This is a genomic window from Pseudolysinimonas sp. (assembly GCF_051954455.1).
In the GTDB taxonomy this organism is placed as follows: Bacteria; Actinomycetota; Actinomycetes; order Actinomycetales; family Microbacteriaceae; genus Pseudolysinimonas.
Genome location: NZ_JBQCHS010000027.1, coordinates 1 through 16,650, shown reverse-complemented (window position 1 = coordinate 16,650; position 16,650 = coordinate 1). Strand labels below are relative to the sequence as shown.

The 16,650-nt window shown below is 73.3% G+C and carries 14 protein-coding genes; 8 read left to right on the top strand and 6 right to left on the bottom strand.

The genetic code is table 11. The features are described 5' to 3' along the window. Positions 1 to 51 precede the first annotated feature (51 nt). From ACTHM3_RS12170 to ACTHM3_RS12150, 5 genes are read left to right on the top strand one after another with little or no spacing between them, the layout of a single operon-like run. The gene (locus ACTHM3_RS12170; RefSeq protein WP_440406371.1) at positions 52 to 1,644 is read left to right on the top strand and encodes a cytochrome ubiquinol oxidase subunit I; all 1,593 of its coding nucleotides are present in this window, start codon (positions 52 to 54) and stop codon (positions 1,642 to 1,644) included. A gap of 9 nt (positions 1,645 to 1,653) precedes the next feature. Continuing rightward, the gene (cydB, locus tag ACTHM3_RS12165; protein WP_440406370.1) at positions 1,654 to 2,679 is read left to right on the top strand and encodes a cytochrome d ubiquinol oxidase subunit II; all 1,026 of its coding nucleotides are present in this window, start codon (positions 1,654 to 1,656) and stop codon (positions 2,677 to 2,679) included. Then, positions 2,676 to 5,912, top strand: a complete 3,237-nt coding sequence (gene cydC / locus ACTHM3_RS12160; protein WP_440406369.1) for a thiol reductant ABC exporter subunit CydC — start codon at positions 2,676 to 2,678, stop codon at positions 5,910 to 5,912. The genes cydB and cydC overlap by 4 nt, the downstream gene beginning before the upstream one ends. A 41-nt stretch (positions 5,913 to 5,953) precedes the next feature. After that, positions 5,954 to 6,751, top strand: coding sequence for a GNAT family N-acetyltransferase (locus tag ACTHM3_RS12155; RefSeq protein WP_440406368.1), 798 nt, complete (start codon positions 5,954 to 5,956; stop codon positions 6,749 to 6,751). After that, entirely contained in the window at positions 6,748 to 7,260 is a 513-nt protein-coding gene (locus tag ACTHM3_RS12150; protein ID WP_440406367.1) for an RDD family protein, read from the top strand. The genes ACTHM3_RS12155 and ACTHM3_RS12150 overlap by 4 nt, the downstream gene beginning before the upstream one ends. A gap of 57 nt (positions 7,261 to 7,317) precedes the next feature. Here the strand turns inward: ACTHM3_RS12150 and ACTHM3_RS12145 are convergent, their stop codons facing one another. The 5 genes from ACTHM3_RS12145 to ACTHM3_RS12125 form a co-directional block, all read right to left on the bottom strand. Then, positions 7,318 to 8,856 carry a S53 family peptidase gene (locus tag ACTHM3_RS12145; protein WP_440406366.1) on the bottom strand — a complete coding sequence of 513 codons (1,539 nt, stop codon included), beginning with the start codon at positions 8,854 to 8,856 and terminating at the stop codon, positions 7,318 to 7,320. A 117-nt stretch (positions 8,857 to 8,973) separates the two neighbouring features. After that, positions 8,974 to 10,122 (bottom strand): zinc-binding dehydrogenase, encoded by a 1,149-nt coding sequence (locus ACTHM3_RS12140; RefSeq protein ID WP_440406365.1) that lies wholly within the window; start codon positions 10,120 to 10,122, stop codon positions 8,974 to 8,976. Continuing rightward, positions 10,119 to 10,958 (bottom strand): fumarylacetoacetate hydrolase family protein, encoded by an 840-nt coding sequence (locus ACTHM3_RS12135; protein WP_440406364.1) that lies wholly within the window; start codon positions 10,956 to 10,958, stop codon positions 10,119 to 10,121. Before ACTHM3_RS12135 ends, ACTHM3_RS12140 begins: the two co-directional genes overlap by 4 nt. A gap of 17 nt (positions 10,959 to 10,975) precedes the next feature. Beyond that, positions 10,976 to 11,665: a hypothetical protein gene (locus ACTHM3_RS12130; RefSeq protein WP_440406363.1), complete on the bottom strand. Its 690-nt coding sequence runs from the start codon at positions 11,663 to 11,665 to the stop codon at positions 10,976 to 10,978. After that, entirely contained in the window at positions 11,665 to 12,681 is a 1,017-nt protein-coding gene (locus ACTHM3_RS12125) for an NAD-dependent epimerase/dehydratase family protein (RefSeq protein WP_440406362.1), read from the bottom strand. Before ACTHM3_RS12125 ends, ACTHM3_RS12130 begins: the two co-directional genes overlap by 1 nt. 99 nt (positions 12,682 to 12,780) lie before the next feature. On the opposite strand from ACTHM3_RS12125, the gene ACTHM3_RS12120 reads away from it, so the two are divergent. After that, positions 12,781 to 13,980, top strand: coding sequence for a PucR family transcriptional regulator (locus tag ACTHM3_RS12120; protein WP_440406361.1), 1,200 nt, complete (start codon positions 12,781 to 12,783; stop codon positions 13,978 to 13,980). Between the two features lie 6 nt (positions 13,981 to 13,986). On the opposite strand, the gene ACTHM3_RS12115 is transcribed toward ACTHM3_RS12120, so the two are convergent. Further along, positions 13,987 to 15,030: a substrate-binding domain-containing protein gene (locus ACTHM3_RS12115; protein ID WP_440406360.1), complete on the bottom strand. Its 1,044-nt coding sequence runs from the start codon at positions 15,028 to 15,030 to the stop codon at positions 13,987 to 13,989. A 140-nt stretch (positions 15,031 to 15,170) separates the two neighbouring features. Here ACTHM3_RS12115 and ACTHM3_RS12110 point away from each other — a divergent pair, with 140 nt between their 5' ends. Further along, a complete protein-coding gene (locus tag ACTHM3_RS12110; protein ID WP_440406359.1) occupies positions 15,171 to 16,421 on the top strand; it encodes an ABC transporter substrate-binding protein in 1,251 nt (416 codons plus the stop codon). Further along, entirely contained in the window at positions 16,381 to 16,617 is a 237-nt protein-coding gene (locus ACTHM3_RS12105; protein WP_440406410.1) for an ester cyclase, read from the top strand. The genes ACTHM3_RS12110 and ACTHM3_RS12105 overlap by 41 nt, the downstream gene beginning before the upstream one ends. The last annotated feature ends 33 nt before the right edge of the window (positions 16,618 to 16,650 follow it).

Genomic DNA, 16,650 nt, shown 5'->3' with positions numbered 1-16,650 from the left:
ACTTCGTGTAGAAATGAGTTCTACGCAATGTAGAAGAGATCGGGAGGCCCCGTGGACGCCGTCGACATCGCCCGTTGGCAGTTCGGCATCACCACCGTCTACCACTTCCTCATGGTGCCCCTGACCCTCGGGCTCGGCGCCGTGGTGGCCTGGTTCCAGTTCCGATGGGTGCGCACCGGCGACGAGCGCTGGCTCCGCATGGTCAAGTTCTGGGGCAAGCTCTACCTGATCAACTTCATCCTCGGCGTCGCCACCGGGCTCGTGCAGGAGTTCCAGTTCGGGATGGCGTGGTCGAGCTACTCGCGGTTCGTCGGCGACGTCTTCGGCGCCCCGCTCGCCCTCGAGGGTCTGCTCGCCTTCTTCGTCGAGTCGACGTTCCTCGGGCTCTGGATCTTCGGCTGGAACCGCCTCCCGAAGCGCGTGCACCTCGCGACCCTCTGCCTCGCCGTGCTCGGCAGCTGGATCTCGGCGTTCTTCATCATCGTCGCCAACTCCTGGATGCAGCACCCGGTCGGCGTGAAGCTCGTCGACGGGCGCCCGCGGCTCGTCGACCTCGGCTCGGTGCTCACCAACAACACGGCGATCTGGGCCTACCTCCACACCCTCCTCGGCGCGCTCGCGGTCGCCGGAGCGTTCCTGCTCGGCATCTCCTGGTACCACCTGTGGCAGCGCCGACGCGACGGAATCGACACGGTGGATCCCCGCAAGCGCGTCGTGGTCGGCGCGGATCCGGCGATCCCCGGCCGCGACCGCGTCGACCACGGCGTCTGGATCTCCGCCCTCCGCATCGGCGCGGTGGTCGCGATCGTCGGCTTCGCGGGCGTCGCGATCACGGGCGACCAGCAGGGCAAGCTCATGTTCGTCCAGCAGCCGATGAAGATGGCCGCCGCGGAGGCGGCGTGCGAGACCGGCAGCTCGTTCTCGGTGTTCGCGATCGGCGACGTCGGATCGCACGACTGCGGCAACGTCGTGAACGTCATCGAGATCCCGGGCGTCCTCTCCTTCCTGGCGAACGGCAACTTCGACACGACCGTCACGGGCGTCGACGACCTCGTGCCGCGGTACCAGGAGAAGTACGGCGCGACGATCCCCGACGACAAGGCGCTCTACGGAGCGGCCGCGGGCACGAAGGTGCAGTACGTGCCCGTCATGGCGGTGACCTACTGGGGATTCCGGATCATGATCGGGTTCGGCGCGCTGGCCGCGTTCGCCGCGGCGGTGGCGCTGTTCCTCACCCGGCGCGGGACGGTGCCCGCGTCGAAGTGGCTGACCCGGCTTGCGCTGTTCGGCATCCTCGCGCCGTTCGGGGCGAACGCCGCCGGCTGGATCTTCACCGAGCTCGGGCGACAGCCGTTCGTCGTCGCGCCCAACCCGACGCCCGGCGGCATCGACGGGGTGTGGATGTTCACGGCGGCCGCGGTGTCGCCCGGGGTCTCGTCGGGCGAGCTCATCACCTCGCTCGTCGTGCTCGGATCCCTCTATCTCGTCCTTCTCGTCGTCGAGGTGGCGCTGCTCGTGCGCTACGTGCGCGGCGGGGTCGCGGCGGCGATGCCCGAGCTCGCGCACGGTCCGGACGACGACGATTCCGCCGACGGGCCGGACGGCGGCGCCCGCCGCGACGACGTCCTGGCCTTCGCCTACTAGGAGAGCGACATGGAGCTGCAGACCGTCTGGTTCGTCGTCATCGCGGTCCTCTGGATCGCCTACCTCCTCCTCGAGGGCTTCGACCTCGGGGTGGGGATGCACATGCTCGTCACCGCCCGAGACGATCGGGAGCGGCGCCTCATGCTCAACACGATCGGCCCGGTCTGGGACGGCAACGAGGTCTGGCTGATCACGGCGGGGGCCGCGACGTTCGCGGCGTTCCCCGACTGGTACGCGGCCCTGTTCTCGGGGCTCTACCTCCCGCTGCTCGTGGTGCTGGTCGGGCTCATCGTGCGCGCCGTCGCGATCGAGTACCGCGGCAAGGTCGCGCATCAGCGCTGGGCGAGGGTGTGGGATGCCGGGATCGGCGTCGGCTCCCTCGTCGTCGCGTTCGGGGTCGGGGCGGCGCTCGCCCTCACGACCACCGGTCTGCCGCTCGACGCCCAGGGCGACCGTGTGGGCGGCCCGTTCGCGTGGTTCACGCCGATGGCGGTGGTCGGCGGCCTCGCCGTTGTGGGCTTCTGCCTCGTGCACGGGGCGACCTTCCTCGCGCTCAAGACCGACGGGCCGGTGCGCGTGCGGACCGGGCGACGGGCGGCGCTCTGGGCGCCGATCGCCCTCATCCCCCTGGCGGTGTGGGCCGTCGTCGTGCAGCTCCGCGACGGGTCGGCGGTGACCTGGGGGCTGACGATCGTCGCCGTCGGGCTCGCCGTGCTCGGCGCCCTCGCGGCGCATCGCCGTCGGGAGGGGATCGCGTTCGTCGGCATCGCCGGCTTCGCCGTCGCGGGGGCCGCCGGGATCTTCGCGGCCGTCTACCCGGTCGTGCTCCCGTCGACCGTCTCCGCGTCCTTCGACCTGACGATCGCCACCGCGTCGAGCGGCCCGTACACGCTCGGGATCATGACGATCATCACCGCGTGCGCGCTGCCGGTGATCCTCGGCTATCAGGCGTGGAGCTACTGGGTCTTCCGGCGCCGGCTGCGGGTCGAGCAGCTGCCGGCCGCGCACGCGTTCGCGGCCGCCGTCCGCCGATGAGGGGGCCGGGCGCGGTCGTGCGCGAGCTGCCGCGGCCGGCGCTCGCGGGGCTGGTCCTCCTCGTCGCCGTGCGCACCGAGGGCGCGCTGCTGCTCGCCCAGGCGCTCGCCGACGGGGTCGCGGGGCTCGCCGGCGGGCACCCGGTGGACGCCGGCTCCCTCGCCCTCGGTGCCGCGGGGGTGCTCGTCCAGGCGGTCGCCGCATGGGCCGTGCGCGTCGTCGCGGCCCGCACCGCGACCGCGGTGAAGTCGCGGCTGCGGCTCGTCGCGGCGGAGCACCTCGCCTCGGGCGCCGGTGTCCCTCCGGCCCGGGCGGCGGCGGTCGCGGGCGCGGGTCTCGACGACCTCGACGACCTGATCGGCACAGCGGTGCCCGCGGCGATCGCGGCCGCCGTCGTCCCGCTCATGGTGCTCGGCCGTGTGCTGGTCGCCGACCCGCTGAGCGGCCTCATCGTCGCCCTGACGCTGCCGCTCGTCCCCGTGTTCCTCGCGCTCGTCGGGATGCACACCCGGGAGCGGACGGCGGAGGCGGTGGCCGAGCTCGGCCGCCTCGCCCACCACGTCGCGGAGCTCGCGGCCGGCCTCCCGGTCATCGTCGGCCTCGGACGGGTCGCCGAGCAGTCGGCGGCGCTCGCGCGGCTGCAGGCGCGGGTGCGCCGCCGGACCCGCGAGACCCTCCGCACCGCGTTCCTGTCGTCGCTCGCCCTGGAGCTCGTCGCGACGATCTCCGTCGCGGTGGTCGCCGTCGTGCTGGGCGTGCGGCTCGGGTCGCACGACGTGCCGCTCTCGATCGCCCTGCTCGTGCTCGTCGTCGCGCCCGACGCGTTCGGCGCGCTGCGGGACGCCGGGGCCGCATACCACGCGTCGCAGAAGGGAACGGAGGCGCTCGACGCGGTGCGCGCGCTGCGCTCCCCCGACGTCGCCCCGGTCGACGCCGACACCGGGCTCTCTCTGTGGGACGCGCGCGTCCGCCGCGACGACCGGCTGGTCGTCGGGCCGGTGGACCTCGACGTCCGGCCCGGCGAGCTCGTCGCGATCGCGGGCCCGAGCGGCTGCGGCAAGAGCACGCTCCTCGCGGCGCTCGCCGGGATCCCGAGCGACGACGTCGCGCTCACCGGCATCGTCGCGCGCGCGCCGCGACTCGGCTATGCCCCGCAGGAGCCCCACGCGCTGGCCGCCGATGTCGCGGGCGAGCTGGCCCTCGTCGCACCGGACGAGGCGGCGGCCCATCGCGTCGCCGTGGAGCTCGGCATCGACGGGCTGCTCGCCGCCCGGACCGCGGACCTCAGCCCCGGCGAGCGCCGCCGGCTCGGCGTGGTGCGGGCGCTGCTCCGCGTCGACGCGGGGGCGGGTCTGCTGCTCCTCGACGAGCCGACCGCGCACCTCGACGCGGAGGCGGCCGAGCTCGTGCACGCGGCCCTCGACGCCCGGCGGGGCCGTGCGGCGATCCTCGTCGTGACCCACGACCCGGCGTTGCAGGCCGCCGCCGACCGCATCGTGCGGGTGGCCCCGGCGACCTCCCCCCGCCCGGAGGAGGTCCGCCCGTCCGGCGATGCGCCGCGGGACCTGCCGTCGACGACCGCCGCGCCCGCGCACACGGCGACGGCCGAGCCCGCCCGCTCCCCCGTCGTCCAGCTCCTGACCGCCGCCCCCGGTCGCTGGATCCTCGCCGTGGCGCTCGGCCTTCTCGCCACCGCCGCGGCCCTCTCGCTCACCGCCCTCTCGGGCTGGCTCATCGTGCAGGCCGCCTCGGGTGCGCCGATCCTGCTGCTGCTCCCGGCGATCGTCGGGGTGCGCTTCTTCGGCCTCGGCCGCGCCGTCGCCCGCTACGCCGAGCGCCGCTGGACCCACGACGCGCTCTTCACCGCCACCGACCGGATGCGGCTGCGCATCTGGCGCGCGATCGCCGCACGCGCCGCAGGGTCGCGCCACCTGCAGGAGGGCGGGACCGCCGTCGATCACCTGGTGACCGGGATCGAGACGGTGCGCGAGGCGGCGCCCCGCGTCGTGGTGCCGATCGCCGGCGGGATGCTCGCGATGCTCGGCGCGGCCGTCACGGTCGCGGCGCTCGTCCCGGCCGCGCTGCCCGCCGCGCTCGTGCTCGGGGGCGCCGCCGTGCTCGTTCCGGTGATCGCCGCCCTCGGGGCCGCCCGGGCGGAGGCCCGGCGGGCGCGGTCGCGATCGTCGCTCACCCGCGAGGCCGCGGCCCTCGCCGCCGCCGGCCCGGAGCTCGCCGCGAACGGCGCGCGTTCCGCGGCCGTCGGAAGGCTCGCGGAGCTCGACGCCCGGGCGGGTGCCGCCGAGCGCACCGCGGCGACCGGGCTCGGCGTCGGCGAGGCCATGGCGCGCGCCGCGGCCGGGGCGGCGGCGCTGCTCGTCGTCGCGGCCTCTGCCGGCGCACCCGGCGCACTGGTCGGCGCGGCGGCCCTGCTCGCCCTCGCGACGGTCGACCCGCTCGGCGGGCTCGCGGCGGCCGCGCCGCGGATCGCGGGGCTCCGCACCGCGCTGCGGGCGCTGTCCCCGTTCCTCGGCGTTCCCGCCGAGCTTCCGGAGCCGACGCGGCGCCCCGTCGACGAGCTCCGGCTCGAGGGGCTCACGGTGCGCTGGCCCGGCGCCGCGGACCCCGTGCTCGACGAGCTGGACGCCCGGGCCGCCCGCGGCGACTGGCTGGTCGTCCGGGGGCCGTCCGGCAGCGGCAAGTCGACCCTGCTGACCGCCCTGCTCGGCGGCCTCCCCGCGGAGTCCGGCCGCATCCTCGTCGACGGCGCCCCGCTCGCGTCGGCACGCCCGCTGTTCGCCTGGTGCCCGCAGGACGCGCACGTCTTCGACTCGACGCTCCGCGGCAACCTGCTGCTCGCCGGCCCGGCGACGGATGCCGACCTCATGGCCGCTCTCGAGCGCGTCGGCCACGGCCCGCTCCTCCGCGACGCGCCCGACGGGCTCGACACCCGGGTCGGCTCGACCGGGCGGGCGCTCTCCGGCGGCGAGCGGCGGCGGCTGGCGGTCGCCCGGGCGCTGCTGACCGGCTCTGACGTCCTCCTCCTCGACGAGCCGACCGCCCACCTCGACGAACCGGGCGCCGACGCGCTCCTCGACGACCTCCGCGCCGCCACCCGCGACCGGCTCGTCGTGCTGGTGACGCACCGCGACGCGGATGTGCGCGCGGCCGACCGGGTGCTCGACCTCGGCCGAGGCCGAACGATCGCGGCGGGCCCCGCCTCCGTCCGCGGCTGACGCCGGCCTCCCCGCCGTCTCGACTGCGGGAGCATGGCACCGTGACCGACGACTCGCGACGCGCGAACCTGCTCGCCGTCTACGACGACCACCTGCGCACCGAGGCCGAGACCGCCGGCGCCCTGACGCTCGAGCGCCTGGGCCCGCTGCATCTCGCCACGTTCGTCGGCGGGCGCGGCTTCGTCACCTATCGCGACCTCGACGGCGCGGATGCCGGCGCGCTCCGTCGCCTGGCGCCGGCCGCGCTCGACCGGTTCCGGACCCGTCCGGAGGTCGCACGTGTCGAATGGAAGACCCGCGGCCACGACGCGGCACCCGGGCTGCACGACGCCCTCGTCGCGAACGGCTTCGAGCCCGACGAGCCGGAGTCGATCATGATGGGCGAGCTGTCGGGTCTGGTCGACGACGTCGCCCTGCCGCCGGGCGTGACCCTGCGCACGATCACCGCCGACGACGACATCCGCGCGCTCGGGCGGATGCAGGAGGAGGCCTTCGGCCTCCCGGCGACCGGCGAGACGGCCGAGGCGATGATCCACGGGCTCGCCCTCGACGCGGGCATCGAGCTGTGGGTGGCGGAGGCCGACGGCCGGATCGTGTCGGCCGGGCGACTGGAGCCGGTGGCCGGATCCGACATCGTCGGCCTGTGGGGCGGTGCGACCCTCCCCGCCTGGCGCGGCCGCGGGATCTACCGCGCGCTCACCGCCGCCCGCGCGCGCTCGGCGCTCGCGAGCGGCCACCGTTTCGCGCACAGCGACTCGACGGAGGCGTCGCGCCCGATCCTCGAGCGCGCGGGGCTCGTGCGGGTGTCGACCACGACGCCATACGAGTGGGTGCGGTGAGCGAGCGGCACCCGTGGCGCCGGATCGGCGCGTGGGCGGTGGACTGCGGCGTGATCCTCGGGTGGGTGGCCGTCACGGCCGCCGTCGGGATCCCCCTCTATCTGTCGGGAGCCATCCGCGGGGTCGGCCCCCTCGCCCTGAACGTGGTCGGAGCGCTGGTCGTCGTCGTCCCCGTCGTGGTCGGCCTGGCGATGCTGGAGCACCTCCGCGGCGCGACGGCCGGCAAGGCGCTGCTCGGACTGGTCGTGCGGCATGAGGGACGGCGGCCGACGCTCAGCCGGGCGCTCCTCAGGAATGCGATCAAGGTGGCGGCGCCCTGGCTCGTCGGTCATGCCGCCGTGATCGCCGTGATCACCGACCCGACGCCGTTCGCGTCGGGTCTGCTGGTTGCGGCCTACGTGCTGCCGGTCGTGTACGTCGTGTCGCTCTTCGTCAGACGGGGGCGGACCGCCTACGACGCCGCCGCCGGAACCCGGGTGGTCGGTCGTGCCGACGACACGACGCCCTGATCGTCGAACAGGAGCGCGCCGGACGGCGTCCACCGCCCGGCGCGCTCCGTCTGGTCGTTACGGGGCCGCCGTGAGCGCGCCCACGAACCCCGGCGCCTTCGGGGTGCCCCATCCGGTCGTGGCGTCGTAGCCGGCCGTGGTCGGGAAGCCGGCCACCGACGTCTGCCACATCTGGTTGTCGACGAGATCACCCGCCGACTTCCCGTCGAAGGCCTTCGGCGCGCTGCCGTAGTGCTGCGCGGTGATGTCGGAGTAGGCGTTCGCGTCGGAGCCGACGCCGGCGTAGAGGAGCGGGTCGAGGAATCCGATCGGCTCCTTGCCCGCCGCCTGCCGCGCCCGGTTGACCAGGGCGACGAGTCCCGCGGTCTGCGGGGAGGCCGCCGAGGTGCCGCCGTAGATCGTCCAGCACCCGGTCGACGTCCCGCAGTTGTACTCGGGATAAGCGCTGATGTAGACGTCGACGCCGCCGTTCACCGCGGCATTCCACGCCGTGTCCGGGACCACGCGCCCGCCCGACGGGCCGGCCGTCTGCCAGGACGGCTTCGCATAGATGGAGCTCACTCCGCCGCCGGAGCCGATCGGGCCCCACGACTCGTTCCACACCGCCTCGCTCGTGCCGCCCGGGGTGGCGGCCCAGTAGGCCGGGTTGAACGCACCGCTCGCGGTGTAGGGGTCGTTCGACGACGGATTCCAGGTCCAGCCGTCCTGCAGCTGCGTGCCGCCGACCGACACCACGTACGGCGAGGAGGCCGGCCAGCCGACCGTCGGGTTCGGATAGGTCGCGGTCTCCTTGTGCTGCTTGGCGGCGCCGAGGGTGCCGTCGTCACCGCTCGACGCGAAGAAGTTGTCGTGCTTGGCGAGCCCGCGCTGGAACACCGCGTCGAACTTCGCCGTCTGGCTCGCCGCCGCACCTCCGAACGTCTGCTCGGTGACGCCGAACGACATCGAGAACAGGGTTCCGGCCGGCTGCTCGTCGATCTCGGTCGAGATCGCCTTGAACAGGTTCGGCAGGCCCTGCACGCCGAGGGTCTCCGCGGGCGGGGTGGCCACGAGCACGATGTGGGCGAGCGGAGCGATCGCGTACGCCCACTCGATGTCGAGAGTCGCCTCCCCGGACCAACCCGCCGCCGCGCTCGGGCCGCCCAGCCCCTGCCCGTTGGCGTTCGTGTACTGCGGGTTGCCCTGCGGGAACACCTGCTCGAAGTCGGGGGCCGGCAGCGACGGGAAGAACGCGTCGTGGAAGACGCCGAGATCGTGGCTCGCGGTCGGGCTGCCGTACGCGTCGACGAGGACGATGGTCTGGCCCTGCCCGAGGTTCGCGGCACCGCCGGCCGCGGCGACGCCGTCCACGCCGTAGGCCGATCTGATCTCGGCCGGCGTGTAGCAGTGGTAGTAGTTCACCGGCGTCCCGTCCGGCAGCGTGCAGGCCGTGGACGGCCCCCGCGTGCCGGAGAACACGGCCGGGGTCCTCGGGACCGCCGCAGCCAGCGGGACGACCCCGGGCGCGGCGACCGACGGGATCGCGACCGCCCCCGCGGCGGCACCCGCCGCGAGCAACGCGATCGCGGCTTTCATGAAGCGCAGACGTGTCGTCATGGAACGAGCCCCTTCGAAGACGATTTCACGCCGGAAAGATCCGGTAGGACCTTCGTAGGCTCGCTGCGCCCGCGGGTCAATCCTCCTGAGAGATCCCTCACCCGCGGCGCGGAGACCCTACGCCGACCCGGCCTCCCCCATCGTGACGACCGCCCGTCCGCGGATCCCGCCGTCCGCCAGGAGCCGGAACGCCTGATCGACCTCGTCGAGCGCGAACCGGCGCGTCACGAGCGCGGCCACGTCGGGCGTGCCCCCGACTGCGAGCGCGACCAGGGCCGGCAGGTCCGTCCGGGTGCGACCGCCGAACGAGCCGACGATGCGCTGGCCTCGCCGGACGAGCGGGGTGATGGCGATCTGTGCGGCCGCGGCGCCCGGGGCGATGCCCACCGCGACCATGCGGCCGCCGTCGGCGAGCATCCCCACGGCCTGCTCGAACGTCCGCGAGGAGCCGAGGGCCTCGAACGCCACGTCGACCCCCACGCCACCCGTGATCTCGCGCACGGCCGCCACCAGGTCGTTCGCGCCGGCGTCGACGACGTGCGTGGCCCCCCAGCCGAGCGCAGCGGTCAGCTTCTCGGGGCCCACGTCGACGGCGATGACGGGGTCCGCCCCCGCCGCACGGGCCAGCTGGACGATGTTGGAGCCGACGCCCCCGACGGCGACGACCGCGACCGAATCCCCCGGCGCGACCTCCCCCGCGTGGCGCACCGCGCCGTAGGCGGTGAAGGCGGCGCAGCCGAGGATCGCGGCGCTCTCGAGCGGCAGCGCGTCGGGGAGGCGCGTCAGCGCCGTGACCGGCACGACGGCGTACTCCGCGAGCGCCCCCATCGAGTACATCGCGAGCGACGTGCCGTCGGCCCGATGCAGCCGGGTCGTCCCGTCGTAGAGGACGCCGGCGATGCGGTTCATCCCGAAGAACTTCGAGCACATGTCGTCACGTCCGCGCTCGCAGGCGCGGCATGAGCCGCACGGCATGACGAACGCGCCCACGACCCGATCCCCGACCGTCACGTGACCCGCCCGCGGCCCGCCGTCTCCTCCGATCGCGACGACCGTGCCGGAGAGCTCATGGCCCAGGACCGCGGGGCTCGGGAACGCGACCTCGCGCCGCATCACGTGCAGGTCGGTGTGGCACACCCCGCAGGCGGCGACCCGCACGAGCGCCTCACCGGTGCGCGGCGTCGGGACGGGGATCGTCTCGAGGCGCAGACGATCGTCCTCGCCGGTCCATACGGCGGCGCGCATCGTGGCGGACAGCCCGGTCACGAGCGCGCCTCCATGCGGTGCCACATCCGCCCGATGCCCTCGATCTCGGTGACGAGCTCCTGCCCGGCGCGCAGGTACAGCGGCGGGGTCCGGCCGAGCCCGACCCCCTCGGGCGTGCCGGTGAAGATGAGATCCCCCGGGCCCAGCGTCACGATGCGGGAGAGCCGGGAGATCAGCTGCGGCACGTCGAAGACCAGATCTGAGGTGCGCGAATCCTGCCGGACCTCGCCGTCCACGAGCGTCGAGACGCGCAGGTCGCCCGGGTCGTCGAACTCGTCGACCGTCACGAGCACCGGCCCGAGAGGGGCGTAGCCGGCGAACGACTTGCCGAGGCTGAACTGCGGCGGCGAACCCGCGTTCTGCACCGAGCGATCCGAGAGATCCTGTCCGACGGTGAGACCGGCGACGTACGACCAGGCCTCCTCCGGGTCGACGTCGCGCGCCGTCCTCCCGATCACGACGACCAGTTCGACCTCCCAGTCCACCGTGTCGCCCGACAGGGTGATGGATCCCGTCGGGCCCGTGATCGAGCTCGGGAACTTGGTGAACACGAGCGGCTCCGCGGGCAGGGGCAAGCCGGATTCGGCCGCATGCCGGACGTAGTTCAGCCCCACGGCGAACACCTGTCGAGGCGCGGGCACGGGAGGCCCCAGCTCGTCGTCGGCGTAGGGCTCGGCCTGCGCGTCGACCCGGTCGGCCCACCGCCGGAACGCGTCCCAGTCGTCGAAGGCGGACTGCGGGTCGGGCCCGAACCGTCCCGCGCTGGCGTCGGCCACGTCGATCGCGCCCTGCGGGACGACGAGGGTCAAGCGACCGCGGATGGTGGCGATGCGCATGCGATCCTCCGGGATCCTCAGTCCGCGGAGCGGAGGTCGGTGATGAGGGAGTAGACCCCCGCGGGACGCGCGAGACGAGCAGCCGGCGCCTGCGCGGCGATGAGGCGCAGGGCGCGCTCCTCGACCTCGAGCGGGTCGGCGCGCCAGGTCGGCTCGAGCAGGAGCACGGGCGCGTCGGCCAGCTCCTGGGTCCGCGTGTCCCCTCCTTCGGCGGTGCGGTCCTTCGCCCCGCTGACGCCCGCGTCGGGCTCGTAGAGGGCTCCGGACAGCAGGAGGTGCGCCGCGGCCAGCGCCGGGAGCACCCGATCGCGGACCAGTTCGCGCAGGAGGGGCGGCGCGATGTCGAGGAGTTCCAGAAGAAGCACGCGCCCGCCGGACGCGTCCCCCTGCGCCACGGTCACGACGGCGGCGGCGCGCCGATACTCGGCGAAGCGCGCAACCGCGTCCGTCGTGAGGGCGGTCGGATTCTCCAGCCGGCGGAGGTAGTCGGCGGAGGCGAGCACGCCCACCTCGTCGGTCTCGTAGATCGTGAGGTAGTCGACCGGGCCCGTGCCGCCCCCCGGCACCGCGAACCGTCGGCCGCGACGGAATCCGGGGGTCGCCACCCGCTCGGCGAGGTGCTCGAAGTCGTACCAGTCCTCGACGAGCGGCACGTCCGCTTCCTCGACGCGGATCCAGTTGAGCATCACACCGCGCGCGCCGGGCATCAGAACGCTCCGTCCCTGACCTGGAACTTGGTCGGCTTGCCGATCGTCGGCCCCGCCTCCTCGACCCACCGGGCGACCACCTCGACCATCTCGCTGAGCGTCGTGGTCGGGAAGCCGAACTCGGACTGCAGCGCGGATCCGTCCATCACGTAGGCGGTCCGCGACTCGGCGCCCTCGAACACGGGCGGACGCCCCCACCTCTCGCCGAAGCGCTCGGCCAACCGACGGATCGACACGATCTCGGGCCCGGTGATGTTCAGCGCGCGGGGAGGCGACGAGGCCAGGCGGAGGGAGCGGAGCGCGTAGGCCGCCACGTCGCGCTGCCAGATGACGCTCGCGTGGCCCATCTCGAGGGGGATCGGCACCCCGTCGTGCACGGCCTGGGCGATCTCCTGGAGGACGCCGTACCGGGTCTCGATCGAGTAGCCGAGCCGGAACAGGAGCACCGGCGTGCCGTTCTCGCGGGAGAAGTGCTCGAACACGCGCTCGCGCCCCAGGCACGACGCCGCGTACTCCCCGATGGGGCCGGGCGGGTCCGACTCGCGGGAGCCTCCGGTGGCGGCGTCGGCGAGGGGGTAGGTCACGAGCGTCGAGAAGACCACGATGCGCGAGTCGCGGTAGCGCTGCGCCACCCGGCCCGGCAGGTAGGAGTTCATCATCCAGGTGAGATGCTCGGCCCCGACGGTGTCGAACTTCTTGCCGGCCATGTACACGACGTTCGGAGCATCCGGCAGCGCGGCCAGCTGCTCGTCGAGGGTCAGGTCGGCCGCGACCGGTACGACGCCGTAGCGCTCCAGGGCGTCGCGGGCGGCGGGGTCGCTGAACCGCGCCACGCCGTACACGCGCTTGTCGAGGCCCGCCTCGTCGATCGCCCGCTGCGCCATGATCGCGACCGTCGGCCCCACCTTGCCACCGACGCCGAGCACGACGATGTCGCCGTCGAGCGCGGCGAGCTCGTCAGCCAGTCCGGGGGTGGGGGTGGTCAGCTCGGCCTCGATGCCGGAGATGGTCGTCATCGACCTGCTTCCTCGAAGGGGACTCGGAGCTCCCAGCGTGACGTGTACGTTTCACGAGCGGAATCCGCGAAGATCCGATTTTCTGCCCGGAGGATTGTGATGACCCCACACCCGAGCGCGGAGGGCGCCCAGTTGGAGGCGCTGACCGACGAGGCCGTCGAGCTGATCTGGCACGCGTTCCCGGGATACTCCGCGGAGACCGTCGATCGGGACGACGTGGTCGACTCGGTGCGTCGCAACGTCGAGATCGCGCTCGAGGCCGTGCGGCGCGGGTCGCCTCCGTCGCCGGGGCGGCTGCGCGACGCGGGCTCCCTGGGGGCGCGACGGGCACGGCAGGCGGTCCCGCTCGAATCGGTGATCCAGGCCTACCGGTCGACGGAGCGCGTCATCCTCCTGCACCTCTTCGATCGGGCACGTCGGAGCCCCGCACCCGCGTCGGAGCGTGCCGATCTGGTTCTCACGACGTTCGACCTGCTGACCCAGGCGATGATCGACGCGTTCCGCGACACGTCGTCCGACCTGACGGGAGCCCGCCGTCGGCTGGAGAACGAGCTGGTCCGAGAGATCGCCGCCGGACACCGCGTGCCGGCCGATCGGCTCTCCTCCTGGAGCCGGTCGCTCGGCATCCCCCTGGACGCGACGTGGTTCGCGATCGCCCTGGTCGAGGCCGCGCCGCGATCGGACGGCGCGACGGCCGACGACGTGCAGCTGAACCTCCAGCGGGCGCGCCGGGCGGTCGCTTCGCGATTGGCGCCGCTCACCGCCGCCGTCGTGTTCGGCGACGCGGGCGATCAGGCGATCGGCCTGGTGTCGGTCCGCGCGGATCGCGGACCCGCGCTGGGCGGCATCCGTCAGACCCTGGCGGACTCCCCCGGCGGTATACGCATCGTCTGCGGCGTCGGGGAGATCGTCGACGCGCTCGCCGACGCGGCCTCATCGATACGTCAGGCGCTCGACGCCGCGCGCGCGGCCCGCCTCCGCCCGGACGCCGATGCCGTGGAGTTCCGGGAGGCGCTGCTCGAGGTGCTGCTCGCCGGCCGGACCGAGGCCGCCGAGGCTCTGTTCCGGACCCGGATCGCGCCGCTCGATCGGCACCCCGCACTGCGAGCCACCCTCGAAGCGCTCCTCGACGAGGACCTGTCCCAGGCCGCAGCCGCCCGACGCCTCCACGTGCACGTCAACACGATGAGTCACCGGATCCGCCGGATCGCCGAGCTGACCGGCGGGGACCCGACCCGGCTGGAGAACGCGACCGCGCTGCGGCTCGCCCTCCTCTGGTCGCGGATGCGCGGGATCTGACCGGCGTCAGCTCGACATCCGCACCCGGAGCTCCGGCGGGATGCAGACGGACTGCACCCCGCTCCGGTCGCCCTCGACGTCCCGGCACAGCTCGACCGCCCGCTGGACCGCCTGGAAGCCGATCTGCGTCTTGAGCGGCGCCACGGCGGTGAGCGGGACCTCGCCGAAGGCCGAGAGCTCATCGTCGTAGGACACGATCGCGAGATCGTCGGGGATGCCGACGCCGTGCGCCAGCGCCCCCTGGAGGACGTCGAGCGCGTCGTGCTCGGGGTGCACGATGAGGGCCGTGACCCCCGCGTCCCGGAGATCCTGCACCAGCTTCCACGGGAGGGGCTTCCGTTTCGGCGGACCCCAGTTGGGACTCGCCGGATACGGCAGGGGGTCGATCCCGAGCTCGCGGGCGGCGAGCTCGTACCCGGCGCGCAGCTCCGGGGTCGAGTACAGGTCCGGGCTGATCAACGCGATGCGTCGGTGGCCGGCGTCGTGCAGGCAGCGCACCGCCATCCGCGCCCCGTCCGCGTGCATGGTGCGCACCGAGTCGAGCGTGAGCTCGCCGTCGAACAGGACCGCCGCATCCCTCTCGACGAGGACGACCGGGACGGGCGAGGAGGCCAGCGCCTCGGCGAGCTCCGGGCTGTCGTAGGAGGACCGCGCCGTCGCGATCACCAGGGCGTCGACCGCGTGATCGAGCATCCGGCGGACGATGCGCAGCTCGCTCTCCGCGTCGTAGTTGGTGATCGACACCAGCAGGCGCGCGCCGAGCACGTCGGCGGCGCGATTCGCGCCGCGCACGACCGGCCCGTAGTAGTAGCTCTCGAGCGGGATCACCATCCCGACGACGAGCGCGCCCTGGTCACCGGCACGACCTCGACGACGGGGCGTGACGGCGCCGCCGTGCCACCGCTCGACGAGTCCGCGACGCTCGAGCTGCTCGAGATCGCGGCGGATCGTCGCCACCGAGACGCCGAACTCGGCGGCGAGACGGACGGTCGACATGCTGCCGCGCGAGCGGACGACCTTTGCGATCTCGCCCAGGCGATCGGCCTTCATGGCGGCTCCGTTCCCGCGCATCATTGCGCGAATGAGCGTTTATGCGCGACTGATCGTTCGCGCGTTGACAGGATCATCCTCGCTCATCGATGGTGGGGCTCCAACCGCACCAACGGAGGTGCGGAGAAGGGCTTCACAGCATGAGCAAGAGACGAATGCTCGCGGCCGCACTCGTATGTGCGCTCGCGATCCCGCTGGCCCTCGCGGGGTGCACGAGCGGCGGTGCGAAAGCCGCCCCGGAACCCGCGAAGGTCTCGGGAGACCTGACCATCTGGGTCTACCCCTACATCGACGAGGCCGCCTGGTGGAAGGACGCGGTCGCCCGATTCACCAAGAAGTTCTCGAAGGTCGACGTCAAGGTCGTGGTCCAGCCCTGGGCGGATCGCGACACCCAGCTCACGACGGCGATCGCCGGCGGCAACGGGCCCGACCTGGTCTACTTCATCCCCGACCAGATCGGTCAGTACGCGTCGCAGGGCCTGCTCGCCGACGTCGGCGACGTCACCAGCTGGTCCCGCTACTCCGCGCCCGCCGTCGAGGGCGTCTCGTGGGACGGCACCAAGTACGGCCTCCCGATCCTGCAGTCGGTGTCGTCGCTGCTGATCTACAAGCCGGCGTTCGCCGCCGCGGGCATCACGGAGTACCCGACGACGTGGGCCGAGGCACTCGAGGACGCCCCTGCGCTGCAGAAGGCGGGCTACTACCTCACCGACTACTACGGCTCCCCGGCCGCCAGCCTCAACCTGTCGTTCTACCCGATCCTCTGGCAGGCGGGCGGCGACGTCCTGAACAAGGACAGCACCAAGTGCACCCTGAACAACAAGGCGGGGCTCGCGGCGCTGACGTTCCTGAAGAAGATCTTCGACAACGGCTGGGCCGACAAGGAGTACATCACCGCCCCGCCGGACCAGAACACGCCGACGCTGCGCGGCAAGGTCGCGATGCTGTTCTCGACCGCCTCCGGCACCCTCATGCAGAGCGGCGTCAAGCCCGGTGACGACTGGATCTCGGCGAAGCCCCTCAAGGACGTCGACTCGGTGACCTACGGCGCGGTCGGCTCGCTCGGCCTCCTCGACCAGTCGAAGCACAAGGAGGCTGCGGAGGCCTTCCTCCGCTGGTTCTCCTCCCAGAAGGAGACGGAGCAGTACGTCCACGACCGCAGCTACTTCTCGCCGCTCAAGGCGACGAAGCAGATGTACGACAAGGGATCGCTGCAGGGAGGAGAGGAGGCGCAGCTCAGCATCGTCAAGACCGGTGTCAGCGCGCCCAACTCGCGACGGATCATGGACCTGATCCGCCCCCAGATCCAGGCGGCTCTCCTCGGCACTACCCCGCCGCAGAAGGCTCTGGATCAGGCGTGCACCGACGTCGACGGAATCCTCAAGAAGTAAGGACGCACCGACCGGGCGGCGGGCCGAGGTGCAGCTCATCGACATCATGCGGTTCGACCACGCGGGTCTCATCAGCGAGCACTGGGGGGTCGCCGACATGCTGTCGCTGCTGCAGCAGCTCGGCGCCATCCCTGCCGGTCCACCGCCCCCTGCCGGCCCACCAGCCGCTGCCGAGACCGCCCGGACGAGCGCCTGAGGGCCACGGCTCCGGCTGGCCAGGTGCCGGTTC